Source organism: Pelomonas sp. SE-A7 (assembly GCF_030345705.1).
Taxonomy (GTDB): Bacteria; Pseudomonadota; Gammaproteobacteria; order Burkholderiales; family Burkholderiaceae_C; genus JAUASW01.
This window is the reverse complement of sequence record NZ_JAUASW010000001.1, coordinates 1,145,815-1,172,008: the sequence shown is the minus strand read 5'-3', so window position 1 is coordinate 1,172,008 and position 26,194 is coordinate 1,145,815. Positions and strand designations below refer to the sequence as shown.

General features: G+C 66.7%; 29 protein-coding genes and 2 tRNA genes. 18 read left to right on the top strand and 13 right to left on the bottom strand.

Annotation, left to right across the window (positions count from 1 at the left end; translation table 11 throughout):
- Window positions 1–3: 3 nt before the first annotated feature.
- Both QT382_RS05210 and QT382_RS05205 read right to left on the bottom strand, forming a co-directional pair.
- Window positions 4–657: a DUF1345 domain-containing protein gene (locus tag QT382_RS05210; RefSeq protein ID WP_289252979.1), complete on the bottom strand. Its 654-nt coding sequence runs from the start codon at window positions 655–657 to the stop codon at window positions 4–6.
- Entirely contained in the window at window positions 654–893 is a 240-nt protein-coding gene (locus tag QT382_RS05205) for a DUF1653 domain-containing protein (protein WP_289252978.1), read from the bottom strand. The genes QT382_RS05210 and QT382_RS05205 overlap by 4 nt, the downstream gene beginning before the upstream one ends.
- Window positions 894–928: 35 nt before the next feature.
- Between QT382_RS05205 and QT382_RS05200 the strand changes: the two genes are divergently transcribed.
- The 3 genes from QT382_RS05200 (at window position 929) to QT382_RS05190 (ending at window position 4,145) form a co-directional block, all read left to right on the top strand.
- On the top strand, window positions 929–2,188 hold the full coding sequence (locus tag QT382_RS05200) for an RsmB/NOP family class I SAM-dependent RNA methyltransferase (RefSeq protein ID WP_289252977.1): 1,260 nt from the start codon (window positions 929–931) through the stop codon (window positions 2,186–2,188).
- A 162-nt stretch (window positions 2,189–2,350) separates the two neighbouring features.
- The gene (locus tag QT382_RS05195; protein WP_289252976.1) at window positions 2,351–3,559 is read left to right on the top strand and encodes a DesA family fatty acid desaturase; all 1,209 of its coding nucleotides are present in this window, start codon (window positions 2,351–2,353) and stop codon (window positions 3,557–3,559) included.
- A gap of 100 nt (window positions 3,560–3,659) precedes the next feature.
- Window positions 3,660–4,145 carry a DUF3016 domain-containing protein gene (locus tag QT382_RS05190; RefSeq protein ID WP_289252975.1) on the top strand — a complete coding sequence of 162 codons (486 nt, stop codon included), beginning with the start codon at window positions 3,660–3,662 and terminating at the stop codon, window positions 4,143–4,145.
- A 74-nt stretch (window positions 4,146–4,219) separates the two neighbouring features.
- Here QT382_RS05190 and rpmG read toward each other — a convergent pair whose 3' ends face one another.
- Both rpmG and rpmB read right to left on the bottom strand, forming a co-directional pair.
- Entirely contained in the window at window positions 4,220–4,390 is a 171-nt protein-coding gene (gene rpmG, locus QT382_RS05185) for a 50S ribosomal protein L33 (protein ID WP_289252974.1), read from the bottom strand.
- Window positions 4,391–4,425: 35 nt separating this feature from the next.
- On the bottom strand, window positions 4,426–4,659 hold the full coding sequence (rpmB, locus tag QT382_RS05180; RefSeq protein WP_233375050.1) for a 50S ribosomal protein L28: 234 nt from the start codon (window positions 4,657–4,659) through the stop codon (window positions 4,426–4,428).
- Window positions 4,660–4,749: 90 nt separating this feature from the next.
- On the opposite strand from rpmB, the gene QT382_RS05175 reads away from it, so the two are divergent.
- A complete protein-coding gene (locus QT382_RS05175; protein ID WP_289252973.1) occupies window positions 4,750–4,878 on the top strand; it encodes a hypothetical protein in 129 nt (42 codons plus the stop codon).
- A gap of 9 nt (window positions 4,879–4,887) precedes the next feature.
- On the opposite strand, the gene trxB is transcribed toward QT382_RS05175, so the two are convergent.
- Entirely contained in the window at window positions 4,888–5,847 is a 960-nt protein-coding gene (gene trxB, locus QT382_RS05170; RefSeq protein WP_289252972.1) for a thioredoxin-disulfide reductase, read from the bottom strand.
- 175 nt (window positions 5,848–6,022) lie between these two features.
- Between trxB and QT382_RS05165 the strand changes: the two genes are divergently transcribed.
- The 9 genes from QT382_RS05165 (at window position 6,023) to QT382_RS05125 (ending at window position 16,750) form a co-directional block, all read left to right on the top strand.
- A complete protein-coding gene (locus QT382_RS05165; protein ID WP_289252971.1) occupies window positions 6,023–6,691 on the top strand; it encodes a Crp/Fnr family transcriptional regulator in 669 nt (222 codons plus the stop codon).
- Window positions 6,692–6,864: 173 nt separating this feature from the next.
- Window positions 6,865–9,243 (top strand): DNA translocase FtsK, encoded by a 2,379-nt coding sequence (locus tag QT382_RS05160; protein WP_502929819.1) that lies wholly within the window; start codon window positions 6,865–6,867, stop codon window positions 9,241–9,243.
- Between the two features lie 8 nt (window positions 9,244–9,251).
- Window positions 9,252–9,857: an outer membrane lipoprotein periplasmic chaperone LolA gene (gene lolA / locus QT382_RS05155; protein ID WP_289254691.1), complete on the top strand. Its 606-nt coding sequence runs from the start codon at window positions 9,252–9,254 to the stop codon at window positions 9,855–9,857.
- A gap of 33 nt (window positions 9,858–9,890) precedes the next feature.
- A complete protein-coding gene (locus tag QT382_RS05150; protein WP_289252970.1) occupies window positions 9,891–11,585 on the top strand; it encodes a cation:proton antiporter domain-containing protein in 1,695 nt (564 codons plus the stop codon).
- A 29-nt stretch (window positions 11,586–11,614) separates the two neighbouring features.
- Window positions 11,615–12,964 carry a replication-associated recombination protein A gene (locus tag QT382_RS05145; protein WP_289252969.1) on the top strand — a complete coding sequence of 450 codons (1,350 nt, stop codon included), beginning with the start codon at window positions 11,615–11,617 and terminating at the stop codon, window positions 12,962–12,964.
- A 211-nt stretch (window positions 12,965–13,175) separates the two neighbouring features.
- On the top strand, window positions 13,176–14,105 hold the full coding sequence (locus tag QT382_RS05140; RefSeq protein ID WP_289252968.1) for a branched-chain amino acid ABC transporter permease: 930 nt from the start codon (window positions 13,176–13,178) through the stop codon (window positions 14,103–14,105).
- 18 nt (window positions 14,106–14,123) lie between these two features.
- Window positions 14,124–15,218 (top strand): branched-chain amino acid ABC transporter permease, encoded by a 1,095-nt coding sequence (locus QT382_RS05135; RefSeq protein ID WP_289252967.1) that lies wholly within the window; start codon window positions 14,124–14,126, stop codon window positions 15,216–15,218.
- Window positions 15,219–15,228: 10 nt separating this feature from the next.
- Entirely contained in the window at window positions 15,229–16,002 is a 774-nt protein-coding gene (locus tag QT382_RS05130; RefSeq protein WP_289252966.1) for an ABC transporter ATP-binding protein, read from the top strand.
- Window positions 16,003–16,015: 13 nt separating this feature from the next.
- Window positions 16,016–16,750, top strand: a complete 735-nt coding sequence (locus tag QT382_RS05125) for an ABC transporter ATP-binding protein (protein ID WP_289254690.1) — start codon at window positions 16,016–16,018, stop codon at window positions 16,748–16,750.
- A 61-nt stretch (window positions 16,751–16,811) separates the two neighbouring features.
- Here the strand turns inward: QT382_RS05125 and QT382_RS05120 are convergent, their stop codons facing one another.
- The 3 genes from QT382_RS05120 to QT382_RS05110 form a co-directional block, all read right to left on the bottom strand.
- On the bottom strand, window positions 16,812–17,924 hold the full coding sequence (locus QT382_RS05120; protein WP_289252965.1) for a Leu/Phe/Val dehydrogenase: 1,113 nt from the start codon (window positions 17,922–17,924) through the stop codon (window positions 16,812–16,814).
- 175 nt (window positions 17,925–18,099) lie between these two features.
- On the bottom strand, window positions 18,100–18,825 hold the full coding sequence (locus QT382_RS05115) for a 2OG-Fe dioxygenase family protein (RefSeq protein WP_289252964.1): 726 nt from the start codon (window positions 18,823–18,825) through the stop codon (window positions 18,100–18,102).
- 10 nt (window positions 18,826–18,835) lie between these two features.
- Window positions 18,836–19,873, bottom strand: coding sequence for a CDP-6-deoxy-delta-3,4-glucoseen reductase (locus QT382_RS05110; protein ID WP_289252963.1), 1,038 nt, complete (start codon window positions 19,871–19,873; stop codon window positions 18,836–18,838).
- A gap of 94 nt (window positions 19,874–19,967) precedes the next feature.
- Between QT382_RS05110 and QT382_RS05105 the strand changes: the two genes are divergently transcribed.
- On the top strand, window positions 19,968–20,867 hold the full coding sequence (locus tag QT382_RS05105; RefSeq protein ID WP_289252962.1) for an SDR family oxidoreductase: 900 nt from the start codon (window positions 19,968–19,970) through the stop codon (window positions 20,865–20,867).
- Window positions 20,868–20,871: 4 nt separating this feature from the next.
- Here the strand turns inward: QT382_RS05105 and QT382_RS05100 are convergent, their stop codons facing one another.
- A complete protein-coding gene (locus tag QT382_RS05100; protein ID WP_289254689.1) occupies window positions 20,872–21,420 on the bottom strand; it encodes a rhomboid family intramembrane serine protease in 549 nt (182 codons plus the stop codon).
- 96 nt (window positions 21,421–21,516) lie between these two features.
- A tRNA-Leu gene (locus QT382_RS05095) sits at window positions 21,517–21,601 on the bottom strand.
- A 75-nt stretch (window positions 21,602–21,676) separates the two neighbouring features.
- Here QT382_RS05095 and cysM point away from each other — a divergent pair.
- The 4 genes from cysM (at window position 21,677) to QT382_RS05075 (ending at window position 24,606) form a co-directional block, all read left to right on the top strand.
- Window positions 21,677–22,594, top strand: coding sequence for a cysteine synthase CysM (cysM, locus tag QT382_RS05090; protein ID WP_289252961.1), 918 nt, complete (start codon window positions 21,677–21,679; stop codon window positions 22,592–22,594).
- A complete protein-coding gene (locus QT382_RS05085; protein WP_289252960.1) occupies window positions 22,591–23,133 on the top strand; it encodes an NUDIX hydrolase in 543 nt (180 codons plus the stop codon). Before cysM ends, QT382_RS05085 begins: the two co-directional genes overlap by 4 nt.
- A gap of 31 nt (window positions 23,134–23,164) precedes the next feature.
- On the top strand, window positions 23,165–23,392 hold the full coding sequence (locus tag QT382_RS05080) for a sulfurtransferase TusA family protein (protein WP_289252959.1): 228 nt from the start codon (window positions 23,165–23,167) through the stop codon (window positions 23,390–23,392).
- Window positions 23,393–23,511: 119 nt separating this feature from the next.
- Window positions 23,512–24,606, top strand: coding sequence for a sugar-transfer associated ATP-grasp domain-containing protein (locus tag QT382_RS05075; RefSeq protein ID WP_289252958.1), 1,095 nt, complete (start codon window positions 23,512–23,514; stop codon window positions 24,604–24,606).
- 48 nt (window positions 24,607–24,654) lie between these two features.
- On the opposite strand, the gene QT382_RS05070 is transcribed toward QT382_RS05075, so the two are convergent.
- The 3 genes from QT382_RS05070 to QT382_RS05060 form a co-directional block, all read right to left on the bottom strand.
- Window positions 24,655–24,745: transfer RNA gene (locus QT382_RS05070), tRNA-Ser, on the bottom strand.
- Window positions 24,746–24,788: 43 nt separating this feature from the next.
- Entirely contained in the window at window positions 24,789–25,706 is a 918-nt protein-coding gene (locus QT382_RS05065) for an SPFH domain-containing protein (RefSeq protein ID WP_289252957.1), read from the bottom strand.
- Between the two features lie 32 nt (window positions 25,707–25,738).
- Entirely contained in the window at window positions 25,739–26,173 is a 435-nt protein-coding gene (locus QT382_RS05060; RefSeq protein WP_289252956.1) for an NfeD family protein, read from the bottom strand.
- Window positions 26,174–26,194: the final 21 nt, after the last annotated feature.

Genomic DNA, 26,194 nt, shown 5'->3' with positions numbered 1-26,194 from the left:
GCTTCAGCCGACCAGGCCGGCCAGCACGTTGATCGTCAGCGCCAGCACCCCGGTGTTGAAGACGAAGGACAGCACGGCCTGGACCAGGACCAGGCGCCGCACCGGCCGCGCGCTGACCGTGACGTCCGAGGTCTGCGAGGTCGCGGCCAGCGTGACCGCGAAGTAAAGGAAATCGCCGTAGTCGGGCACTTCGCCGTTGCCCGGAAACTCCAGGCCATGCGGCCCCTCGCCCCGGTGATAGAGGCTGGCATAGGCGAGGGCGAATTCCACCGGCAGCAGCAGCCAGGTGCCGGCCACCGTGCCCACGGCCAGCAGCAGATAGGGCCAGCCCTCGATCACGTTGACGCCATGCCGGACGCGGTTCAGCTCCAGCGCTATGGCGGCCAGGCTGGCCAGGGCGCCCACCATGGCCAGCAGCAGCACGGCCGTCATGCTGTCGGCCTGGGCGATGGCCCGCTGCTTCAGGTGATGGGCATCGGTGCCGCGCATCAGCACCAGGATCAGCAGCAGGTAGAGCCAGACACCGCTGGTCCAGCCCAGCAGCAGGCGGGTGACCAGGGGCAGGCCGGGCCAGGCCACCGCCAGGGCCGCGCCGAATCCGATGGCGGTCAGCAGGCGCGGCCGCATCCGCAACTGGCGAAGCAGGCGGCCGCTCATGCCTCCACGGGCGCGAAGCGCCGGACCAGGACCCCATCGATCTCCAGGCTGCCGAAGAACATCTCGTGGGGCCGCACCCAGAGGCCCGTGGCGTTGTAGAGCGGCCGGTAGACCACCAGCGGCTCCAGCGTTTCACTGTGCCTCGCCACGCCCATGACCTCGTACTCGCCGCCCTTGTAGTGGCGGTAGCGGCCGGGCGGAGTGGCGGGGAGCGGGGGCAGGTCGTCTGAGCTCATCTGGGGCGGCGCAAGGGCCTGGGATAATCGGCGCCATGCATCCTAATGCCCTTCTCGACATGTGCTGCGAGCTGCTGCGCAGCGTCCTCAAGCTCGATTCGCCGGCCGACGCCGTGGTGTCGAGCTTCTTCCGCAAGAACAAGACGCTGGGCCAGCGCGAACGCCATACGCTGGCCGAAACCGTCTACACCGTGCTGCGCCAGCGCCAGCTGCTTCAGCATCTGGCTCAATCCGGCAGCGGCGCGCTGGAGCGCCGCCTGTGTCTGCTGGCCTGGCAGGGCAGCGAGACTTTTCTGCGCGGTGCGCTGAGCGAGACCGAACAGCAATGGCTGAAGCAGGTGGCCAGCATCGACAGGGGCCAATTGGCGCCCAAGCTGCGCCACAACCTGCCGGACTGGCTGGCCGAGCCGCTGCTGGCGCGACTGGGCGAGGTCGATTTCTGGCCGCTGGTCGATGCAATGAACCAGGCGGCGCCGCTGGACCTGCGGGTCAATCTGCTCAAGCTCAAGCGCGAAGAAGCCCAGGCCCAACTCGCCGCTCAAGGTGTGACGACCGAGGCCACGCCTTACTCGCCCTGGGGCCTGCGCGCCCAGGGCAAGCCGGCGCTGAACAAGCTGGACATCTTCACCAGCGGCGGCGTCGAGGTGCAGGACGAGGGCAGCCAGCTGCTGGCCCTGCTGCTCGAGGCCAAGCGCAGCGAGATGGTCGTGGACTTCTGCGCCGGTGCCGGCGGCAAGACCCTGGCCCTGGGCGCGGCGATGCGCAATACCGGCCGCCTCTATGCCTTTGACGTGTCCGGCCATCGCCTGGATGCGCTCAAGCCCCGGCTGGCCCGCAGCGGCCTGTCCAACGTCTACCCGGCCCAGATCGCCCATGAGCGCGATGACCGGGTCAAGCGCCTGGCCGGAAAAATCGACCGTGTGCTGGTCGACGCGCCTTGCTCGGGCCTGGGCACGCTGCGTCGCAATCCCGACCTCAAGTGGCGCCAGTCGCCGCAGGCGGTGACCGAGTTGCAAGAAAAGCAGCGCGCCATCCTGGCCAGCGCCGCGCGCATGCTCAAGCCGGGCGGCCGGCTGGTCTATGCGACCTGCAGCCTGCTGGAGGCGGAGAACGAGGAAATCGCCCGTGAGTTCAGCGCGGCCCATCCCGACTTCGAGTTCCTGGACGCCGGTGCCTTGCTGGCCAAGGCCCAGGTCGCGCGGGCCGAAGAGCTGGTCGACCAGGGATTCCTCAGGCTCTGGCCGCACCGCCACGGCAGCGATGGCTTCTTCGCTGCCGTCTGGCAGCGCCGTTGATATACCGGGCTAGCGTCTCAAACTGCACTGTTCTTGCCCAAGCGCAAGAACGACCCGGGCTTGCGGGGGCCGGATTTAGAGCGTCTCGCCTACAATCCGGGCCTCGTGTTTCCCCAATTTGGCGCCCCACAAGGGCAGGGTAAGGACTGAATGAACGTTTTGATGAGCATCCACGATGCATTGGTGCAATGGCTGGGCTACGGCCTGTTGGACGCCAGCGCCTGGCAGATCGTGTTGTACACCCTGGTCCTGACCCACTTCACCATCTTGAGCGTGACCATCTTCCTGCACCGTGCGCAATCGCACCGTGCTTTGGAACTGGGTCCCATCCCCTCGCATTTCTTCCGCTTCTGGCTGTGGCTGACCACGGGCATGGTGACCAAGGAATTCGTCGCCATCCACCGCAAGCACCACGCCAAGTGCGAGACCGAGGAAGATCCGCACAGCCCGCAGACCCGCGGCCTCAAGGCCCTGCTGCTGACCGGCGTCGAGCTCTACCGCGCCGAGTCCAAGAACATGGAGACCATGGCCAAGTACGGCACGGGCACGCCGGACGACTGGATCGAGCGCAATCTCTACACGCGCTTCTCCTGGCAGGGTGTCGGCCTGATGCTGATCATCAACCTGGCCCTGTTTGGTGCCATCGGCGCCACCATCTGGGCGATCCAGATGGCCTGGATCCCGGTCTGGGCGACCGGCGTGATCAACGGCATCGGTCACTACTGGGGCTATCGCAACTTCGAAGCGCCTGATGCGTCCCGCAACGTGGTGCCTTGGGGCATCCTGATCGGCGGCGAAGAACTGCACAACAACCACCACACCTATCCGGTGTCGGCCAAGTTCTCGGTCAAGCCCTTTGAATTCGACATCGGCTGGGGCTATATCCGCGCCTTCGAGTTGATCGGCTGGGCCAAGGTCCGCAAGACAGCGCCCAAGCTGACGCTGGGTGAGATCAAGCCGGCCGACAAGGACACGCTGGAGGCGGTGATCTCCAACCGCTACGAAGTGATGGCTGCCTATGGCCGCAGCCTCAAGGCCGCCTGCGCTGCCGAACTGGCCAAGCTGAAGGCCCAGGGCGAACAGCACAGCGCCAAGTGGGCGCAGTTCAAGCTGGCCAAGCGCTGGCTGCACCGCGACAACGACTTCATTCCGGCCGATGGACAGGCTGGCATCAGTGGTGCCCGCGCCGCCAGCCCGGCAATCGACAAGCTCCTGTCCATGCGCGAGGAACTGCGCCAGCTCTGGACCCGCACCAATGTGTCGGCCGAGCAATTGGTGGCGGACCTGCAAGCCTGGTGCCGCAAGGCGGAAGAGAGCGGCATTGCTGAGCTGCGCGCTTTCTCCATGAGTCTGCGAGCTGCCCGGGCCTGAAAGCCTGCGCGTTAAGCGAGGTAAAGGCGCCGCGAGTCGGCGCCTTTTTCATGGGTGCTGCCTATACTTCTCCATGTCTTTCATGACGAAGGAGGCTCCCATGAACAGGATCTTCAAGCCGCTGCTGATGGCAGCCCTGCTGGTGAGTGCTGGTGCACAGGCTGCGGTGACCGTGCGTTTCGTCCAGCCTGAGAAGTTCGTTGACCTGGGCTGGTTCACCGGTGATCGTGACGAGACGCTCAAGGGCATCCAGTCGCATCTGCAGACCCAGGCCGCCAAATACCTGAGTGGCAGCCAGGACCTCGCGATCGAGGTTTCCGACGTCAACCTGGCCGGTGAAGAGGAGCCCTGGGGGCGGCGCATGGACCATATCCGCGTGATGCGCCAAATTACGATCCCGACCATGGACCTCAGCTACAAGCTCACCGAAGGCGGTCGGGTGCTCAAGGAAGGCAAGGCCCATGTCGTGGACATGAACTACATGGACCGTTCCAACCGCTATTCCACGGGTGATCAGCTGCGCTTCGAGAAGCGCATGCTCGACGAGTGGCTGAAGGAAGAGTTCGGCGGCGGCAAAAAGCCCTGAGCCATTCGCTCGACCAGAAAGCAAAAAACCCGCCGAGGCGGGTTTCTTGTTGAAGGCGCAAGCCTGGCGCCGAATTACTTCAGCTTGATTTCCTTGTACAGGACGTGCTTGCGAGCCTTGGGGTCGAACTTCATGAATTCGAGCTTTTCGGGCGTCGTCTTCTTGTTCTTGTTGGTGGTGTAGAAGTGACCGGTACCAGCCGTGGATTCCAGCTTGATCTTCTCGCGTCCGCCTTTTGCAGCCATGTTGATGCTCCTAGATAGTTAAAGGGGACTGGCGATCAGAGCTCGCCCTTGGCGCGCAGATCGGCGACGACTTGGTCGATGCCGACCTTGTCGATCAAACGCAGAGCGGCGTTGCTGATGCGCAGGCGGACCCAGCGGTTCTCGCTCTCGACCCAGAAACGGCGGTACTGCAGATTGGGCAGGAACCGACGCTTGGTCTTGTTGTTGGCGTGGGAGACATTGTTTCCCACCATGGGCTTCTTGCCCGTGACTTGACAGACGCGTGCCATGACGCTTCTCCGGTTTGATTACTATCGCTTCACCAGGTGGCTTGAAGATCCCGTGCGGGATCCGAAAACCAAGACACCCCTTCGACCGCAATGCCTGCCAAGCCGGGTCAGGTTCGCAAGGAACCCGACAACGGTGCGGTCTATCCAGCAGGCAAGCCGGCGATTATAGCCACAAAAGAAAAGCCCGGCCAGCTGGCGCTGCCGGGCTTGCCGTCGTAGGCGCGGGGATCAGCCCTGTTCCTGCTCCAGGAACCGCTGGGCGTCCAGCGCGGCCATGCAGCCGGTGCCGGCCGAGGTGATGGCTTGGCGGTAGACATGGTCCTGCACGTCGCCGGCGGCAAAGACGCCGGGCACGCTGGTCATGGTGGCAAATCCGTTCAGGCCGCTCTTGGTGACGATGTAGCCGTCCTTCATCTCCAGCTGGCCCTTGAAGATGTCGGTGTTGGGCTGGTGGCCGATGGCGATGAAGCAGCCCTGCAGCTTCAGATCGGTGGTCGAGCCGTCCTGCGTGCTCTTGATTCGGACGCCGGTGACGCCGCTCTGGTCGCCCAGCACTTCGTCCAGCGTGTGGAAGGTGTGCAGCACCATCTTGCCCTCGGCGACCTTGGCCATCATTTTGTCCACCAGGATGGGCTCGGCGCGGAACTTGTCGCGGCGGTGGATCACGTGGACCTTGGTGGCGATATTGCTCAGGTACAGGGCCTCCTCGACGGCGGTGTTGCCTCCGCCGACCACGCAGACTTCCTGGCCGCGGTAGAAGAAGCCGTCGCAGGTCGCACAACCGCTGACACCGCGGCCCATGAAGCTCTCTTCCGAAGGCAGGCCCAGGTATTTGGCCGAGGCGCCGGTGGCGATGATCAGGGCGTCGCAGCCGTAGCTGCCGCTGTCGCCCTTGAGCGTGAACGGGCGCTTGGACAGGTCGACCTCGTTGATGTGGTCGAACACCATCTGGGTGTTGAAGCGCTCGGCATGCTGCTGGAAGCGCTGCATCAGCTCCGGGCCCTGGACGCCCATCACGTCCGCCGGCCAGTTGTCCACCTCGGTCGTGGTCATCAGCTGGCCGCCCTGGGCGATGCCGGTGATCAAGGTCGGCTGCAGGTTGGCGCGGGCGGCATAGATGGCGGCCGTGTAGCCGGCCGGGCCGGAGCCGAGGATCAGCAGCTTGTGGTGTTGGGTGCTTTGGGTCATGGGGGCTATCTGGGGTTGCGTGCGGCCTACACAAGCCGGCGGGGCTGCGCTTATACGGCCTACACCCTATTGGAGGGCGTGAAGCAGTTGGCACAATGCGGCCATTTTAGGCACGCGACCCTTGCGCCTGGCTGGCGTGAGGTCATCGCAAAACATTCCCAACTGGAGGCTATACATGGCGATGCTGTCGAACCTGGACCTGATCCGCAGGGTGCCCCTGTTCTCTCTGCTGACCACCGATCAGGCTCAGTCGATTGCCGACAGCGTGGTGAAGCGCCGCTTCAAGCGGGGCGAGATCATCGTCGAGCAAGGCACGAAGTCCAATGCGCTGTTTATCCTGCTGAACGGTCGCGCCCGTGTGCTGACGGCGGACAGCCGCGGCCGCGAGGTCATCCTGGCGGTGCTTCAGCCCGGCGACTACGTGGGCGAGATGAGCCTGATCGACAACGAAAACCATTCGGCCACGGTGCGCGCCGAAGTCCAGACCGACATGCTGGTGCTGGGCCGCATGGAGTTCGCCCGCTGCCTGCCCGAGAGCAGCAGCCTGGCCTACGCCATCCTGCGCGGCCTGGTGGCCAGGCTGCGCAATGCCGACCGGCAGATCGAATCGCTGGCCCTGCTGGACGTCTACGGCCGCGTGGCCCGCACCCTGCTCGACATGGCCGAGGAAGAGAAGGGCATCAAGATCATCCGCGGCAAGGTCTCGCGGCAAGACATGGCCAAGGTGGTCGGCGCCTCGCGCGAGATGGTCAGCCGTGTGATGAAGGACCTGGAAGACAAGGGCGTGATCGAGACGCTGGAGAACGGTTCGGTCGTCATCAAGGAACGCCTGCAGCACGACTGAGCGTTCGAGGGCCGTCCCGGGAGGGGCGGCCCAGAGTCATGGCCACCATGGCGCCATGAGCTTTAGCGAAACTCATGGCAGGGGCCAATCGGCGCATGCGCCACAATGCGCGCCATGAGTTTTAGCGAAACTCATGGCAGGGGCCAATCGGCGCATGCGCCACAATGCGCGCCATGAGTTTTCCTCTCGGTTCTTTGCTGGGTGGCGGTGGTGATGCCGCCCCGGCCCAAGGCAAGGTCTACAAGCGCCAAGGCCGCAAGGCCGCGGCGCCGCCCGTACCGGCCAGCCATCCCATGCGCACGCCGCTATGGCTGATTCTTGGCGCGTTCGCCTGGTTCCTGGTGCTGCTGGCCCTGGTCAGCCACGACAAGGCCGACGCCGCCTTCTCGATCTCCGGCAGCCGCGAGCTCTATGCCAACCGCCTGGGCGCGCTGGGCGCCTGGATCTCCGACCTGCTGCTGTTTTGCTTCGGCTACTCAGCCTGGTGGCTGATGTTGGTGTCCCTGCGCCTGTGGTTGGGCCTGCTGGCGCGGGTGCTGCGCGCTCAGGAGGCGACGCATGTGGTTTCGCATCCTGCCCGGGGAGCCGGCCTGTGGTTGCTGGGCCTGGTCCTGCTGGTCGCCGCGAGTTGCGCACTGGAATGGTCGCGCCTCTACGGCTGGGAGCCGCGCCTGCCCGGCCATGCCGGCGGCGTCATCGGTTATCTGCTGGGGCCGTGGAGCATGAAGGCCCTGGGCTTCGCCGGCTCCGGCGTGGTCTGGATTGCCTTGCTGCTGCTGGGTGCGGCCCTGGCCCTGAAGTTCTCCTGGCTGAACCTTGCCGAGCAGCTGGGCAGCTGGCTGGAGTCGCTGCGCGAACGCCGCCAGGAGCGCCGCGAGATCGCCGAGGACCAGAAGGTCGGCGAGCAGGCTGCGCTGGAACGCGAGCAGGTGGTCGAGGTCGAGCGGGCCGTCGTCGAGGAGCACAAGCCCATCGTCATCGAGGCGCCGGTGATCGAGGTGCCCAAGTCCACGCGCGTGGCCAAGGAGCGCCAGCAGACCCTGTTCAGCGACCCCAGCGATGCCAAGCTGCCGCAGATCGACCTGCTGGATGCCGCGCCGACCCGCGTGGAGACGGTGACGCCCGAGTCGCTGGAAATGACCTCACGCATGATCGAGAAGAAGCTGCGCGACTTCGGCGTCGAGGTGCGCGTGGTGGCGGCCTCGCCCGGCCCGGTAATCACCCGTTACGAAATCGAACCCGCCACCGGCGTCAAGGGCTCGCAGATCGTCAACCTGGCCAAGGACCTGGCGCGTTCCCTCAGTCTCGTGAGCATCCGCGTGGTCGAGACCATCCCTGGCAAGAACTTCATGGCGCTGGAGCTGCCCAATGCGCGGCGCCAGACCATACGCCTGTCCGAGATCCTCGGTTCCCAGGTGTATGCCGATGCGGCTTCCATGCTGACCATGGCCCTTGGCAAGGACATCGTGGGCGCGCCCATGGTGGCCGACCTGGCCAAGATGCCGCACTGCCTGGTGGCCGGCACCACCGGTTCGGGCAAGTCGGTGGGCATCAACGCCATGATCCTGAGCCTGCTCTACAAGGCAGAGGCGCGCGACGTGCGCCTGATCATGATCGACCCCAAGATGCTGGAAATGAGCGTCTACGAGGGCATCCCGCACCTGCTGGCGCCGGTCGTGACCGACATGAAGCAGGCGGCCAACGCGCTCAACTGGTGCGTGGGCGAGATGGAGCGGCGCTACAAGCTGATGTCCAAGATGGGCGTCCGCAACCTGGCCGGCTACAACAAGAAGATCGACGAGGCCACCGAGCGCGGCGAGAAGATAGGCAACCCGTTCAGCCTCACGCCTGAGGAGCCGGAACCGCTTGAGCGCCTGCCGCACATCGTGGTGGTGATCGACGAGCTGGCCGACCTGATGATGGTGGTCGGCAAGAAGATCGAGGAACTGATCGCCCGCCTGGCCCAGAAGGCCCGCGCCGCCGGCATTCACCTGATCCTGGCCACGCAGCGTCCGTCCGTGGACGTGATTACCGGCCTGATCAAGGCCAATATCCCGACCCGCCTGTCCTTCCAGGTCAGCTCCAAGATCGACAGCCGCACCATCCTCGACCAGATGGGCGCCGAGGCGCTCCTGGGCATGGGCGACATGCTCTACATGGCCTCGGGTACCGGCCTGCCGGTGCGGGTGCATGGCGCCTTCGTCAGCGACGAGGAAGTGCACCGCGTCGTCGAATATCTGAAGGAGCAGGGCGGCGAGCCCAACTACATCGAGGGCATCCTCGAAGGCGGCGTGCTGGAAGGCGAGGGCGGCGAGCCCGGTGCCCTGGGCGGCGGCGGTGGCGGCGACGGCGAAGCCGATCCCATGTACGACCAGGCCGTGGGCATCGTGCTGCAGCACCGCCGGGCCTCGATCTCGCTGGTGCAGCGCCACCTGCGCATTGGCTACAACCGCGCGGCCCGCCTGCTGGAGCAGATGGAGAAGTCGGGCGTGGTCGGTGCCATGGCCACCAACGGCAGCCGCGAACTGATCGTGCCCAAGCGCGACGAATGACGATGACGATGAAACGAATCCTGGTCTCCCTGGCCGCGGTCCTGGCCCTGTCTGCCAAGGCCGACTCGGTGGACACGCTGAACGGCTTCCTGAAGGACGTGAAGAGCGGCCGTGCCAGCTTCAGCCAGACGGTCACCTCGCCGGACGGCAAGAAGACCAAGAAGTCCTCGGGCAGCTTCGAGTTCCAGCGGCCCAACCAGTTCCGTTTCGTCTACCAGAAGCCTTTCGAGCAGACCATCGTGGCTGACGGCCAGAAGGTCTGGATCTACGACCCCGACCTGAACCAGGCCAGCAGCCGGAGAATCGACCAGGCCCTGGGCGCCACGCCCGCGGCCCTGCTGGCCGGCGGCAATGTGGCCAAGGACTTCGTGCTCAAGGCCCTGCCCGCGGACAAAGGCCTGGACTGGGTGCTCGCCACGCCGCGCCAGGCCGAGGGCAGCATCCAGAGCCTCAAGATTGGCTTCAAGGCCGGCGAGCTGGCCGCGCTGGAAATCGTCGATGCCTTCGGCCAGAAATCGCTGCTGGAATTCGCCGGCGTCGTGCCCAACCCGGCCATCGCGGCCGAGCGCTTCCGTTTCCAGTTGCCTGCAGGCGCCGACCTGATCGAGCAGTAGTCAAGACAACCCCATCCCCAGGAGCCCGCGAGGATGCCCCATGACGTCAGCCTGATTGCCATCCTCGCCGCCGGTTTCGGCCTTGCCCTGATCCTCGGCTTTGTGGCGCTCAAGCTGCGTCTGCCCCCGCTGGTCGGTTATCTGCTGGCGGGCATCGCCATAGGCCCGTCGACGCCTGGCTTCGTCGGCGACCTGGCCTTGGCCTCGCAGCTGTCCGAGATCGGCGTGATGCTGCTGATGTTCGGCGTGGGCCTGCATTTCTCGTTTGCCGACCTGCTCTCGGTCAAACGCATCGCCGTGCCGGGCGCTGTCGTGCAGATCGCCGTGGCCACGGCCATGGGGGCGGGTCTTGCCTGGGCCTGGGGCTGGGGCGCCGGTGCGGCCCTGGTGTTCGGGCTTGCGCTGTCGGTGGCCAGCACCGTGGTGCTGCTGCGCGCGCTGGAATCCCGCCAGCAATTGGACACGGCCAACGGCCGCATCGCCGTCGGCTGGCTGGTGGTCGAAGACCTGGTGATGGTCCTGGTCCTGGTGCTGCTGCCGCCGCTGGCCGGTCTGCTCAATGGTGGTCAGCTGAGCAGCGGCCTGGCGACCACCTTGCTGATCACGCTGGCCAAGGTGGCCGCCTTCATTGCGCTGATGCTGGTGATAGGCCGCCGGGCCCTGCCCAAGCTGCTGTGGGCCGTGGCCTCGACCGGCTCGCGCGAGCTGTTCACGCTGTGCGTGATCTCGGCGGCCGTGGGCGTGGCCTTTGCGGCGGCCAAGCTGTTCGAAGTCTCGTTCGCGCTGGGCGCCTTCTTCGCCGGCATGATGCTGCGCGAGTCGCAGTACAGCCATCGCGCAGCCGACGAGTCGCTGCCGCTGCGCGACGCCTTCGCCGTGCTGTTCTTCGTCTCGGTGGGCATGCTGTTCGAGCCGCGGGTGCTGATAGACGAGCCGCTCAAGGTGCTGCTGGTCGTGGCCGTCATCGTCGTCGGCAAGACGCTGGCAGCGATGGGTCTGGTGCTGCTCTTGCGCTACCCGCTGAACACCGCGCTGACCGTGGGCGCCAGCCTGGCCCAGATCGGCGAGTTCAGCTTCATCCTGATGGGCCTGGGCCGCTCGCTGGGCCTGGTGGACGCCCAGGCGCAGAGCCTGGTGCTGGCAGGAGCCCTGATCTCGATCGCCTTGAACACCTTGCTGTTCTCGGTGGTCACGCCGGCCGAGAGCTGGATACTCAGGCGCTCGCCGCTGGCCCGCCGCCTGGCCCAGCGCGACGATCCGCTGGCCGAGCTGCCCACGAGTACCAGCGCCGAGCACCTGGCAGGGCAGGTGGTGCTGGTCGGCCATGGCCGCGTCGGCAGCCGTGTCGCACAGGCTTTGCGCGCTCAGGGCCTGGCCCTGGTGATCGCCGAGCAGCAGCGCGAGGTCGTCGAGGCGCTGCGAGCTGAAGGCCTGGCCGCCGTGTGTGGCGATGCGGCCGAACCGGGCGTGCTGATCCAGGCCCACATCGCCCGTGCCGCGCTGCTGGTGATTGCCGGTGGCGACAGCCTGCAGGCCCGCCGCATGTGCGAGACCGCCCGCCAGCTCAACCCCGGCATCCGGGTCCTGCTGCGCGCCGAGAACGAGGACGAGGCCGAGCTGCTGCGTGCAGAGGGCCTAGGCGATGTGCTGGTGGCCGAATCGGCGCTCGCCGAGTCGCTGGAAGCCAAGGCTCTCGCCGCCATGCGGACCAGCCCCTCGACGCATTGAGGGCAGGGGCCGGCTGCGACAATGCCGGCATGTCCGACGCCAATGCCTCGCTGTTCTCCGACTGGCCCGATCCCGAACCGACGGCCGCGCCTGCCGCCAAGGCACCGCACCGGCCGCTGGCCGAGCGTCTGAGGCCGGCCACGCTGGATCAGGTCATAGGCCAGGCCCAGTTGCTGGGCGACGGCATGCCGCTGCGCGTGGCCTTCGATTCGGGCCGTCTGCATTCGATGATCCTGTGGGGCCCGCCCGGCGTCGGCAAGACCACGTTGGCCCAGCTGATGACCCAGGCCTTCGATGCCCAGTTCATCCAGATCTCGGCCGTGCTCGGAGGCGTCAAGGAAATCCGCGAGGCGGTCGAACGGGCCCAGGCCGCGGCCGGCCAGGGGCGGCGCACCGTGGTCTTCGTCGACGAAGTCCACCGCTTCAACAAGAGCCAGCAGGATGCCTTCCTGCCCCATGTCGAGTCGGGCCTGTTCACCTTCATTGGCGCGACCACCGAGAACCCGTCCTTCGAGGTCAACTCGGCCCTGCTGTCGCGGGCCACGGTCCATGTCCTGAAGTCGCTGGACGAGGCCCAGCTGCTGGCCCTGATCGCCCGCGGCACGGCCGAGCTGCAGTGCCCGCCGTTCAGCGACGCTGCAGCCAAGCGCCTGGCGGCCTATGCGGACGGTGACGCACGCCGCCTGCTCAATGCGGTCGAGGCCGTCGCCAACGTGGTGCCAGCCAAGGCAACCGAGATCGACGAAGCCGTCTTGCAGCGCGCGCTCGGCGAACAGCTGCGCCGCTACGACAAGGGCGGCGAGCAGTTCTACGATGTGATCTCGGCCTTGCACAAGTCGGTGCGCGGCTCCGACCCCGACGCGGCGCTCTACTGGTTCGCCCGCATGCTCGATGGGGGCGTCGATGCACGCTACATCGCCCGCCGGCTGATCCGCATGGCCAGCGAGGACATAGGCCTTGCCGACCCGCGCGCCCTGCGCCTGTGCCTGGATGCGGCCGAGACCTACGAGCGCCTGGGCAGCCCGGAAGGCGAGCTGACCCTGGCCCAGGCCGTGGTCTACCTGGCCATCGCGCCCAAGTCGAACGCGGTCTACAAGGCCTACAACGCGGTGAAGGCCCTGGTGAAGCAGGACGCCAGCCGCCCGGTGCCGCTGCAGCTGCGCAATGCGCCAACCGCCCTGATGAAGGGCCTGGGCTATGGCCGCGACTACCGCTATGCGCACGACGAGGCCGGTGGCTTCGCGGCCGGCGAGCAGTACCTGCCCGAAGGCCTGGAAGACCAGCGCTTCTACGAGCCTGTGCCGCGTGGCCTGGAGTTGAAGATTGGCGAACGCCTGGCCGAATTGCGGCGCTTGAACGAAAGCGCCCGCGAAAGCTGATTTCGTTCCTGGGCTCGACTCCGGGTTATCACCAGGATTTGACCAAAGGGATGGCCGAGGAGGCCTCCTACAATGCCGCTCGCCTGCAGGACTGAAGGCTTCAGCTGGGCCCGCGCCACATCGACGACGCGGGCCTTTGTTTTAGGCCCTACGGGCGGCGTATGAATCTGGGAGCGGCCCTACGAGGGCGGCTCCGGCGGGAGAGAGTTCGATGGATACCTTGATCCAGCAGGTCGTCAACGGCCTGGTGCTGGGCAGCATGTATGCCCTGGTGGCCCTGGGCTACACGATGGTGTACGGCATCATCAACCTGATCAATTTCGCCCATGGCGAGATCCTGATGGTCGGGGCCCTGGTGAGCTGGTCGGTGGTGGGAGCGCTGCAGGACAGCGGCCTGCCGGGCTGGGCCCTGATGGGCGTGGCCCTGTGCTGTGCCATCCTGGCCTGCACGGTGCTGAACTTCGTGATCGAGAAGATCGCCTACCGGCCGCTGCGCAATGCACCGCGCCTGGCGCCGCTGATCACCGCCATGGGCATGTCGCTGCTGCTGCAGACCCTGGCCATGATCATCTGGAAACCCAATCCCAAGGCCTTCCCGCAGTTGCTGCCGGATGTGCAGTACGAGGTGCTGGGCTCCACCGCCGTGATCACGCTGACCCAATGCGTGATCCTGGGCCTGACCGTGATGATCCTGGCGGCGCTGCTGTGGCTGGTCCACCGTACCAAGCTGGGCCGCGCAATGCGCGCCACGGCCGAGAACCCGCGCGTGGCCTCGCTGATGGGCGTGCGGCCCGACGTGATCATCTCGTCCACCTTCGTCATCGGCGCCGCGCTGGCCGCCGTGGCCGGCCTGATGTGGGCGGCCAAGGACGGCACGGTCACCCACACCATGGGCTTCCTGCCCGGCCTCAAGGCCTTCACGGCCGCCGTGCTGGGCGGCATCGGCAACCTGGCCGGCGCCATGCTGGGCGGTGTGCTGCTGGGCCTGCTGGAGGCCATCGGCGCCGGCTACCTCGGCGAGCTGACCGGCGACGTGCTGGGCAGCAACTACGTGGACATCTTCGCCTTCATCGCCCTGATCCTGGTGCTCACGCTGCGGCCCTCGGGCCTCTTGGGCGAGCGCGTGGCCGATCGCGCCTGAACCGGGAGGGACCATTTCATGCAAGAACAAAAGAAAAAGCTGTTCGTCTTCGGCCTGGCCGCGCTGGGCCTGCTGCTGGTGCCGGCACTGAATCAGATGATCGGCTGGGGCAACGGCCCCATGCGCATCATCGACCTGGCCCTGCTTTACGTGCTGCTGGCCCTGGGTCTGAACATCGTGGTCGGCTATGCCGGCCTGCTGGATCTGGGTTACGTGGCCTTCTATGCCGTCGGCGCCTACATGTTCGGCCTGATGGCCAGTCCGCACCTGAGCGAGAACTTCGAGGCCTTCGCCGCGGCGTTCCCGAACGGCTTGCACATGCCGCTGTGGGTGGTGATACCGGCCGGCGCGGCGCTGGCGGCCTTTGCCGGCGTGATGCTGGGCGCGCCTACGCTGAAGCTGCGCGGTGACTACCTGGCCATCGTGACGCTGGGCTTCGGCGAAATCATCCGGGTGTTCATGAACAACCTGGACTACCCGCTGAACATCACCAATGGTCCGCGCGGCATAGGCCAGATCGACGGCATGCACTTCTTCGGCTATGACATGGGCAAGCCGCTGGAGGTGTTCGGCATCACGCTGGCGCCGATAGCGCAGTACTACTACCTGTTCCTGGCTCTGGTGGTGGTCAGCGTCGTGATCTGCCATCGCCTGGAGAACTCGCGCATCGGCCGCGCCTGGATGGCGATCCGCGAAGACGAGATCGCTGCCAAGGCCATGGGCATCAACACCCGCAACCTCAAGCTGCTGGCTTTCGGCATGGGCGCCACCTTCGGCGGCGTGTCGGGCTCGATGTTCGCGGCCTTCCAGGGCTTCGTCTCGCCCGAGTCCTTCAGCCTGCAGGAGTCGGTGATGATCGTCGCCATGGTGGTGCTGGGTGGCATCGGCCACCTGCCCGGCGTGGTGCTGGGCGCGCTGCTGCTGGCGGCCCTGCCCGAGGTGCTGCGCTATGCGGCCGGTCCGCTGCAGGAGCTCAGCGACGGCCGTCTCGACGCCGCCATCCTGCGCCAGCTGCTGATTGCGCTGGCCATGATCAGCGTGATGCTCTTGCGTCCGCGCGGCCTGTGGCCGGCGCCGGAACATGGCAAGTCCGCCCCCAAGGCCAAGAACTGAGGAGGGCGCCATGACTGATTTCGTTTTGAACGTGAGCGGCGTCGCCAAGCGCTTCGGCGGCCTGCAGGCCTTGTCCGACGTGGGCCTCAAGATCGCCCGTGGCCAGGTCTACGGCCTGATCGGCCCCAACGGCGCCGGCAAGACCACCTTCTTCAATGTGCTGACCGGCCTCTACACGCCGGATGCCGGTACTTTCGAGCTGGGCGGCAAGGCCTACAAGCCGCAGGCCGTGCATCAGGTGGCCAAGGCCGGCATCGCCCGCACCTTCCAGAACATCCGCCTGTTCGCCGAGATGACGGCGCTGGAGAACGTGATGGTGGGCCGCCATGTGCGCACCCATTCGGGCATCGTCGGCGCCATCCTGCGCACGCCGGGCTTCAAGGCTGAGGAAGCTGCCATCGCCAAGCGGGCCCAGGAGCTGCTGGACTATGTCGGCATCGGCCACCTGGCCGAGTTCAAGGCCCGCACGCTGAGCTACGGCGACCAGCGCCGGCTCGAGATCGCCCGCGCCCTCGCCACCGACCCGCAGCTGATCGCGCTGGACGAGCCGGCCGCCGGCATGAACGCCACCGAGAAGGTGGTGCTGCGCGAGCTGATCGACCGCATCCGCAAGGACGGCCGCACCATCCTCCTGATCGAGCATGACGTGAAGCTGGTGATGGGCCTGTGCGACCGGGTCACCGTGCTGGACTACGGCAAGCAGATTGCCGAGGGCACGCCGGCCGAAGTGCAGCGCAACGAGAAGGTCATCGAGGCCTATTTGGGCGCCCATGCCGCGCATTGAGAAGAACGAGAAGATGGCGAACGAGACAGACAACAAGCAGGTCCTGCTCACGGTGAGCGGGCTCAAGGTGGCCTATGGCGGCATCCAGGCGGTCAAGGGCGTGGATTTCGAGGTGCGCCAGGGCGAGCTGGTCAGCCTGATCGGCGCCAACGGCGCCGGCAAGTCCACCACGCTGAAGGCCATCACCGGCCTGCAGCCCTGCAATGCCGGCGAAGTGCGCTACCAAGGCAAGCCGGTCAAGGGCCAGGGCGCCTGGGACCTGGTCAAGCAGGGCCTGGTCATGGTGCCCGAGGGCCGTGGCACCTTCACCCGCATGACCATCACCGAGAACCTGCAGATGGGCGCCTACATCCGCAGCGACTCCAAGGAGATCGAGGCCGACATCGAGAAGGTGTTCGCCCTGTTCCCGCGCCTGAAGGAGCGCCGCAAGCAGCTGGCCGGCACCATGTCGGGCGGCGAGCAGCAGATGCTGGCCATGGGCCGGGCGCTGATGGCCCGCCCCAAGCTGCTGCTGCTGGACGAACCCTCGATGGGCCTGTCGCCCATCATGGTGGACAAGATCTTCGAGGTGGTGAACGACATCCACCAGCAGGGCGTGACCGTGCTGCTGGTCGAGCAGAACGCCAGCCGGGCCCTGCAACTGGCCAACCGCGGCTATGTGATGGAAAGCGGTGAGATCACCATGACCGGCGCCGGCCAGGACCTGCTGAACGATCCCAAGGTGAGGGCGGCCTATCTCGGCGAGTGAGCCTTGTGGGCCCAAAGAAAAAGGCGGCCTCGGCCGCCTTTGTCGTTTCTGAGTCGGACGCTCAGACGGGCTTGACCAGCAGCGAGCGGGCCCAGGCATCGGCCACGCGGCCGGGCGTCGAGCCTTCGCTGGCCTTGACGCGCTCCAGCAGCTCGCTGACGCGGTCGGCGATCAGGGCGACCTCGGCCATGACGGCGTTCTCTTCGCCTTCATTGCGGTACTCGCGCGCCACACTGATGATGCCGCCGGCATTGACCAGGTAGTCGGGCAGGTAGGTGATGCCGCGGGCTTGCAGGGCGTCGCCGTCGGTCACAGTGGCCAACTGGTTGTTGGCAGCACCGGCGATCAGCTTGGCCTTCAGCGTGGGGATCGATTGGGCGTTCAGCGAGGCACCCAGGGCGCAGGGAGCCAGCACGTCCACGTCGGCCGCCAGGATCTCGCCGATGCCGACGGCCGTGGCGCCCAGTTGCTCCTGGGCACGCTGTACCTTGGCAGCGTCCACATCGGCCACGACCAGCTTGGCGCCGGCCTTGTGCAGGTATTCGGCCAGGTGCCAGCCGACGGCGCCCAGGCCTTGCAGGGCCACCCGCACGCCTTCCAGCGATTCACGGCCCAGCACCAGCTTGGCGCCGCGCTGGATGGAGACGAAGACGCCGTAGGCGGTCTTGGGGCTGGGGTCGCCGCCGAAGGCGCCGGCACGCGGGATGCCCGAGACGAATTGGGTGGAGGCCTGCATGCCCAGCATGTCGGCCGTGGTCGTGCCCACGTCCTCGGCGGTGATGTAGGCGCCTTCCAGCGACTGCACGGCGCGGCCGAAGGCGGCGAACAGGGCGGCACGGTCCTTGATCTCGGCCGGCTTCAGGATCACGGCCTTGCCGCCGCCGAAGGGCAGCTGGGCCAGGGCGTTCTTCAGGCTCATGCCTTGCGACAGGCGCAGCGCGTCGTTCAGCGCGGCCAGCTCGTTGTCGTAGCTCCAGAAGCGGCAGCCGCCGAAGGCCGGGCCGCGGGCCGTGCTGTGCACCGCCAGGATGGCCTTCAGTCCGGTTTGCTCATCGGCCGCCAGCAGCACGCGCTCATGGGGCTTCTGCTCGGGCAGGCCGAACAGCGAGGTGGGCAGGGAGGCGGTCGGTGCGGATTGCAGCGCGCGGACGAGGTCGTTGGTGACGGCGTTCATGGTCGGGAGCCTGGCATTCGTGGTGCGATGAGGAGCCGGCCGGGGGCCGGACGAGGTGCCGCTTGTGGCAGCGCCGGCAGTTTAGGGGTGAGGGCCCTCGTCAGCCTTCGCCAGAACGGCATCGAGCCATGCCGTGGCGGCATGGCCGGCTCCAGCCCGTGCAGGAATGCGCGTTTCAAGGGTCCTGGAAGCCACCCGAACGCAGGGTGACGACCAGGGTGTCGCGGTGGCCGTGGCCGCCGTCCGGCTGGATGGGCGTGGTTTCGTGGATCACACGCTCGTCGTCCAGCAGCAGCAGGGTCCAGGGCTCGGTCATGGTGAAGCGCTGGCCCTGCGGGCCGGCCGCCTCGAAGACCCGCGATTCGCCGCCCTTGATCTGGTGGCGCTGGATCAGGAATACCGCTACCAGGTCGACGCCGTCGCGGTGGGCGCCCTCGGGCGTCGGCCGGCCTATGCCGTCGGTGGTGTCGATGCGGAACTGGTGGGCTTCGACGAACCAGGGCTTGGCGCCCTTGAGGCTTGAGGCAATGCCGCCCAGGCCGCGCAGCAGCTTTCGCCAGGCGGGCAGGGCGACCGCCTCGGCCTGCATGGGCTCGAACATGCGCTCAATGCCGCCGTGCAGGGCGTTGTAGTCCACCGGCTGCCAATGCGGCCGATGCGGGCATTGGCTGACGCTCTCGCCCGCGACGACGAAGCTGCTGTGCCGGCGGAACCGGTAGCGGCCACCGTCCTTCAGGTATTGGTCGGTCGGGAGGTTCTTCCAGAACGCCGCGAGTCCAGCGAGTTCGGCCGAGCTGCAACCCAGGGTTTCGACCAGGCTTGCCGGGGCGAGGACTGCGTGTCCCAGCCGCTTGAGCTGATCAGCGCATTGCGCGGGATCGACATACGGCGGGGTGAACATGCGACTCTCCTCAGCCCCCGTGTTTATCGGCCTCGGAGGTGAACGAGTCCGCATAGAACTCGTCTTCCGGCAGCCCGCTCTTCGCCACGAAATCGCGCTTGGCCGACTCGACCATGATGGGCGCGCCGCAGGCATAGACCTGGTGGCCGGACAGGTCGGCCTGGTCGGCCATCACGGCCTGGTGGACGAAGCCGGTGCGGCCGGTCCAGGCGTCCTCGGGCTTGGGCTCGGACAGCACCGGGATGTAGTCCAGCATGTCCATCTCGGCCGCGGCTTGCAGGGCCCAGTCGTGCAGGTAGAGGTCGGACTTGCTGCGGCAGCCCCAGTAGAGCTTGACCGGACGCGTCAGGCCCAGGTGGCGGATGCGTTCGATGATGGCCTTGATGGGCGCGAAGCCGGTGCCGCTGGCCAGCAGCACGATGGGCTTGGCACTGTCCTCGCGCAGGAAGAAGCTGCCGAACGGGCCTTCCATGCGCAGGATGTCTTTCTCCTTCATCGCGCCGAACACATGGTCGGTGAACTTGCCGCCGGCCATGTGGCGGATGTGCAGCTCGATGGCGGCCGGCGTACCCAGGTTGTGCGGGGCATTGGCCATGCTGTACGAGCGGCGGGCGCCGTCGCGCAGGATGAACTCGACATACTGGCCGGCGTGGAACTGGAAGTTCTGCGTGGCCGGCAGCTGCAGCTTGACCACGGCCACGTCGGCAGCCGGCTTTTCCAGGCTCAGCACGCGGCTGGGCAGTTTGAGTACGGCAAACTCGCCGGCGCCCGGCACGGTGCGGGCTTCCAGCACGCAGTCGGTCTGCGGCTTGGCGCAGCAGGTCAGCACGAAGCCGGCGGCTTCTTCCTCGGCGCTCAGGGCCTTGGACTGGTGCTCGCGCAGTGCGACCTTGCCTTCCAGCAGCTTGCACTTGCAGGAGCCGCAGGCGCCATCGCGGCAGCCATAGGGCAGGCCCACGCCGGCGCGGATGGCAGCGGCCAGCAGGGTTTCGTCGGACTCGACCTCGTAGATGCGCTGGCTGGGCTGGACGGTGACCTGGAAGTTCATGGCGGGCGGCAAGGAGAAAAAGGACGGCCCGCAGGTTCCGGCGGGCCGTGGCGTTCGATTTGTAAACTCGGGCGCCATTTTGCCTGAGCCGCCCATGCCCCTGTCCTGCACTCCGATGTTTCGCCGGCCGCGTCTGCTGATCGTGGGCTGCGGCGATGTGGGGCTGCGGGTGTTGCGTCTGCTGGGGCCGCGCTGGCAGGTGTTTGCCTTGAGCAGCAGCGCTGACCGGCTCGCGGCTTTGCGGGCAGCGGGTGCGAAGCCCTTGCTCGGAGACCTTGACCGCCCCGAGACCCTGGGCCGGCTGGCCGGGCTGGCCGACCGCGTCCTGCACCTGGCGCCGCCACCGGGCAGCGGTGATACCGACAGCCGTACCCGTCATCTGCTGCAGGCCCTGGCCCGGCGGGACGCGCCGCGAAGCCTGGTCTATGTGAGCACCACCGGCGTCTACGGCGATTGCCAGGGAGCGCGCTTCGACGAAACCCGGGCCCTGGCGCCGGCCACCAACCGCGCCAGGCGCCGCGTGGATGCGGAACGCCAGCTGCGCGCCTTTGGCCAGCGCTTTGGCAGCGTCGTCAGCCTGCTGCGAGTGCCGGGCATCTATGGGGCTGATCGTGAGGGTGGGCATCCGCGCGAACGCCTGCTGGCCGGCACGCCGGTGCTGCGGCGCGAGGACGATGTCTACACCAACCATATCCACGCCGATGACCTGGCTCGAGCCTGCGTGGCGGCGCTGTTCCGGGGCCTGCCTCAGCGGACGGTCCATGTCTGTGACGACACCAAGCTGTTGATGGGGGACTACTTCGACCTGGCGGCCGACCTCTGTGGCCTGCCCAGGCCGGCGCGCATCAGCCGCGCGGAAGCGGTGGCGCAGATGAATCCGGTCCGCCTGTCTTTCCTGAGCGAGTCGCGCCGCCTGGCCAACGACAGGCTCAAGCTCGAGCTGGGACTGCGGTTGCGCTATCCGACGGTGCGCGAGGGCTTGTTGGCCGGCTGAGGACTCAGCGCAGCCGGCGAGGGCCGCGGGTGCGCCAGTAGCGGATCAGCAAGTAGGCACCCAACATGCCGCCCAGGTGGGCGAAGTGGGCCACATTGGTCGGCCCGAATTCCAGGATATGGGTACCCATCAGCAGCTCGAGGATGCCGAACATGGCGACGAAGTACTTGGCCTTCATCGGAATCGGCGGTATCAGCGGCATGATGGTGCGGTTGGGGAACAGCATGCCGTAGGCCAGCATCAGGCCGAACAGGGCGCCGGAGGCTCCGACGGTCTGCGTGGGTTCGACGAGTGAATAGAGCATCTGCACCAGGGCCGCGCTGAGCGTGCTCGCGACCAGCAAGCCAACATACCGTTTGCGACCGTAGACCTGTTCCAGCTCGCCGCCGAACATCCACAGGCCGAGCATGTTCAGCAGCAGGTGCGAGAAATTGCCGTGCAGGAAGGCGTAGCTGATCAGCTGCCAGGGATAGAACCAACCCGACAGCGGCGGGTAGAGCACGAACCAGTGCTGGAACTGGGGAAACAGCGAGAAGAAGCAGGCGCTGCCCACACAGGCCAAGATCAGAGCTTTGGTCAGGGGCGGCAGTTGCTGCATTGGGGTGGTGATGCGCGCGGGGCTTTGCGCATGTTGAAGCAGATCTATCTTTGGTGCCTCGGGCCGGACTCGAACCGGCACACCTTGCGGCGGGGGATTTTGAGTCCCCTGCGTCTACCGATTTCGCCACCGAGGCAAAGGCAGATCCTGCTGAGGCCGCGGATTATGCCATGGGGACCATGGCTTTCCGGGGCCTGCCACAATGCCGGCCATGGACAGCAAGCACGCGCATTACCCGACCCTCGAAGACGTCATCGGCAACACGCCCCTGATCCGGCTGCAGCGCCTGGCGGCGGCCGAGCTGGAGGCGCGTGGCAACGTGATCCTGGCCAAGCTGGAGGGCAACAACCCGGCGGGTTCGGTCAAGGACCGGCCCGCCATCAGCATGATCCGGCGCGCCGAGGAGCGCGGCGAGATCAAGCCGGGCGACACGCTGATCGAAGCCACCTCCGGCAACACCGGCATTGCCCTCGCGATGGCGGCCGCAGTGCGCGGCTACCGCATGCTGCTGATCATGCCGGAGGACCTGTCCATAGAACGGGCCCAGACCATGAAGGCCTTCGGGGCCGAGCTGATCCTGACGCCGCGTTCCGGCGGCATGGAATACGCCCGCGACCTGGCCGAGCAGATGCAGCGCGACGGCAAGGGCCGGGTGCTGGACCAGTTCGCCAATGCGGACAACCCGCGCATCCACTACGAGACCACCGGCCCCGAGATCTGGCGCGACACGGCCGGCCGCATCACCCATTTCGTCAGCGCCATGGGCACGACCGGCACCATCACCGGCACCTCGCGCTTCCTGAAGGAACAGAACCCGGCGGTGCGCATCATCGGGGCCCAGCCGGCCGAGGGTTCGCGCATCCCCGGCATCCGCAAATGGCCCGAGGCCTACCTGCCCAAGATCTACGACGCCAGTGCGGTGGACGAGCTGATCCTGGTCAGCCAGGCCGACGCCGAGGACATGGCCCGGCGCCTGGCCCGCGAGGAAGGCCTGTTCGGCGGCATCTCGGCGGCCGGTGCCTGCTGGGCGGCGCTGCAGCTGGCGCGCACGGTCAGCGACGCGACCATCGTCTTCGTGGTCTGCGACCGCGGCGACCGCTATCTGTCCACCGGCGTGTTCCCCGCATGAGCGGACCCGACTTCCGGTTCTGCCCGCGCTGCGCCACCGAGCTGGCGCTGCTGGTCCAGGATGAGGATGGCGGACCCAAGGAGCGACTGCGCTGCGCTAGCTGCGGCTTCACGCACTGGAACAACCCGACGCCGGTGCTGGCTGCAGTGGTGGAATGCCTGGACCGGGAGGGCCAGGTCTTGCTGGCGCGCAATGCGGCCTGGCCGGGGCGCTTCTTCGGTCTGATCACCGGTTTCATGGAGGCGGGAGAGACGCCTGAAGACGGCATCGTGCGCGAGCTGGCCGAGGAGACCGGCCTGCAGGCGGCGGCGCGGCCCAGCCTGATCGGCGTCTACGACTTCCAGCGCATGAACCAGGTCATCATTGCCTACCATGTGCCGGCGCTGGGCGAGATCAGCCTGTCGCCCGAGCTGGCCGAGTACAAGCTGCTTGAGCCCGCTCAGGTGCGCTGCTGGCCGGCAGGCACCGGCCAGGCCATGGCTCAATGGCTGCGTTCGCGGGGCATTGAGCCCCAGTGGCTGGACCTGCCCAAGCCCTAGAATCGCCGCAACTCGATTGGGACACCTGCACATGCACATCGACAAGGAAATCGACACCCGCGGCCTGAACTGCCCGCTGCCCATCCTCAAGGCCAAGAAGGCCCTGGCGGAAATGGAGAGCGGCCAGTTGCTCAGGGTCGTGGCCACCGACCCTGGCTCGATGCGCGACTTCCAGGCCTTTGCCCGCCAGACCGGCAACGAGCTGGTCGAGCAGGCCAGCCTGTCGGACGAGTTCATCCATGTGCTGAAGCGGCGCTGAGCCGGCGATTGAAGAAGAGCCCGTCACCGACGGGCTTTTTTGCTTTCAGCCCCTCAAGCTCGGGGAGGGCTGGTGCAAGTACCAGCCGGCAGGCCAGCTGCTGCTAACTAGACTCGGCCATGCCTGAAACCTGGCGCAAGCGTGTTGAGCAATGGCTGGCCTCGGCGACCGCTGCCCGTGCCGAATCCGGCCGGGGACTGGGCCGCCAACTGGTCGAGGCACTGCTATTGCGGCTGCCACCGTCCCGGCTCGGACTCAGCGAGTACTACGACTACCGGCTGTTCGATGCCTCCTTGCGGTGGCAGGACCGACGGCGCTTCGTCGGCTGGCGCGGCGAGCCCGCTCTTGATCGGGCGAATGCCGCCTCCTGGCGCGCCTATGCAGACGACAAGCTGCTTCTGACCCAGCGGCTGTCACAGGCAGGCGTGCCGCAGCCACGCCTGCATTGCACCTATCTCGCATCTACGGATCCCGGCAATGGCTGTCCCAGACATGGCTCTGCGGCAGAACTGGCTGACTGGTTGCGACAGAACCGCAGCTTTCCGCTGTTCCTGAAACCGGTCCATGGCGGCTTTGGCCGCGGTGCGGCGCTGATCGAGGGCTATGTGCCGGAAGCTGATCAGCTGCTGCTGGACGGCGGCAGGCGGGTCTCGGTCGGTGAGTTCGTGGCCAGCCTGCTCAATTTGGCCGGGCAGGGCTTGCTGATCCAGGAATGCATGGCCGGCGTGAGCTGCTTCGAGGCCTTGCTCAGCGGCCGTCTCTCGACCCTGAGGGTGATGACGCTCGATGAAGGCCAGGGGCCGAGGATTTTCCGCGCCATCTGGAAGCTGCCGCGGGCGCACAACATCGTCGACAACTTCGAGAGCGGCACCCTGGGCAATCTGCTGGCGGCGGTCGATCTCGACACGGGGCGCGTCAAACGGGTGATCCAGGGGTTCGGCCTTGGTCTGCGTGAACTGGACCGCCATCCTGATTCCGGCCTGAGCGTCGAGGGGTTGACGATTCCGGACTGGGGCGCGGTTTGCGACACGACCTTGCAAGCAGCGCGACTGCTGCCTGGTTTGCGTTTCCAGCATTGGGACGTGGCGCTGGCGGCCCAGGGGCCGACGCCCATCGAGGTCAACCTGTTTGCGGCAGGCGGGGCGGAACTCAGCCAGTTGGTCGAGCAGCGCGGGCTGCTGGAGCCGCGTCTGCTGGCGCAATGCCGCCGTTGAGCTCGGCAAAAGAAAACGGGCCACAAGGGCCCGTGTTTTCTGTGTTCCTGGCGGAGAGGGCGGGATTCGAACCCGCGGTGGGCTATTAACCCACACACGCTTTCCAGGCGTGCGACTTAAACCGCTCATCCACCTCTCCGAAGCCCGCCATGATAGCGCAGTTTCCTGGCGCTTCCGGCACATCAAGCCTTGGACGGCGTGTTCTTCATCAGCGCCATGGCCGTGCCAATGAGGCCTGAGACCTCGCTCATATTGCCGGGCACGATCATGGTGTTGTTCTTCTGGGCCAGCTGGGCATAGGCATCGACCGCTTTCTCGGCGACCTTGAGCTGCACGGCCTGGCTGCCGCCGGGCTGCTCGATGGCCGAGGCGATCTTGCGGATGGCGTCGGCCGTGGCTTCGGCCACCGCAGTGATGGCGGCGGCCTCGCCCTGGGCCTTGTTGATCTCGGCTTGCTTCTCGCCCTCAGAGCGGGCGATGGCGGCCTCGCGCTCGCCGGTGGCGATGTTGATCTGCTCCTGGCGGCGGCCTTCGGACGCGGCGATCAGGGCGCGCTTCTCGCGCTCGGCCGTGATCTGGGCCTGCATCGCGTGCAGGATGGCGGGCGGCGGCGTCAGGTCCTTGATCTCGTAACGCAGCACCTTGACGCCCCAGTTCAGCGCGGCCTCGTCCAGCGCCTGGACCACGGCGCTGTTGATCGCCTCGCGTTCCTCGAAGGTGCGGTCCAGTTCCATGCGGCCTATCACACTGCGCAGCGTGGTCTGGGCCAGCTGGGTGATGGCAATGATGTAGTTGCTGGAGCCATAGCTGGCCCGCATCGGGTCGGTGATCTGGAAGTACAGGATGCCGTCCACCGTCAGCTGGGTGTTGTCCTTGGTGATGCAGACCTGGCTGGGCACGTCCAGCGGGATCTCCTTCAGCGAATGCTTGTAGGCCAGCCGGTCGACGAAGGGCACCAGGAAGTTGAGGCCCGGCGTGAGCGTGCCGTGGTAGCGGCCCAGCCGCTCGACCACCCAGGCATGCTGCTGGGGCACGACCTTGACCGAACGGACGATGAAAAGAGCTGCGACGACGAGCAGCACCAGGGCGATCATTTCCATGCTGTGGGTTCCTCTCTGGATATCGAAGAGCTTCAGGCGGCGTCGAGCAGCAGGCAGCTGCCATCCACGGCGCGAATCACATGGCGGCCACTGTGCGGCGTGCCGCTGCCCTGGAAGCGGGCCTGCCATTCGGCGCCGCGGTACTTGACCGTGGCACTGCCGTCGGCCTGCCACTGGCCGACGTCCACCGTCTGGCCTATGTCGAGGTTGACGTCGCGATTCGATTCGGCCGGCTCGCGCGGGCTGCGGGCACGCTTGCTGTGCCAGACCGCCACCGCAGCACCGCCGACCGCGGCTGCCGCCACCAGCTGGGCGCTGAAGCCCAGGCCGAGGTGCGCACAGAGCGCCGCCGCCACGGCACCCAGGGCCATCATCAAGAGGTAGAAAGTGCCGGTGGCCAACTCGATGGCGACCAGGACGCCGGCGATGATCCACCAGGCGATGGCGGGGTTGCTAGTCGTCTCCATGGAGCCCTCCTTTTTGTTGCG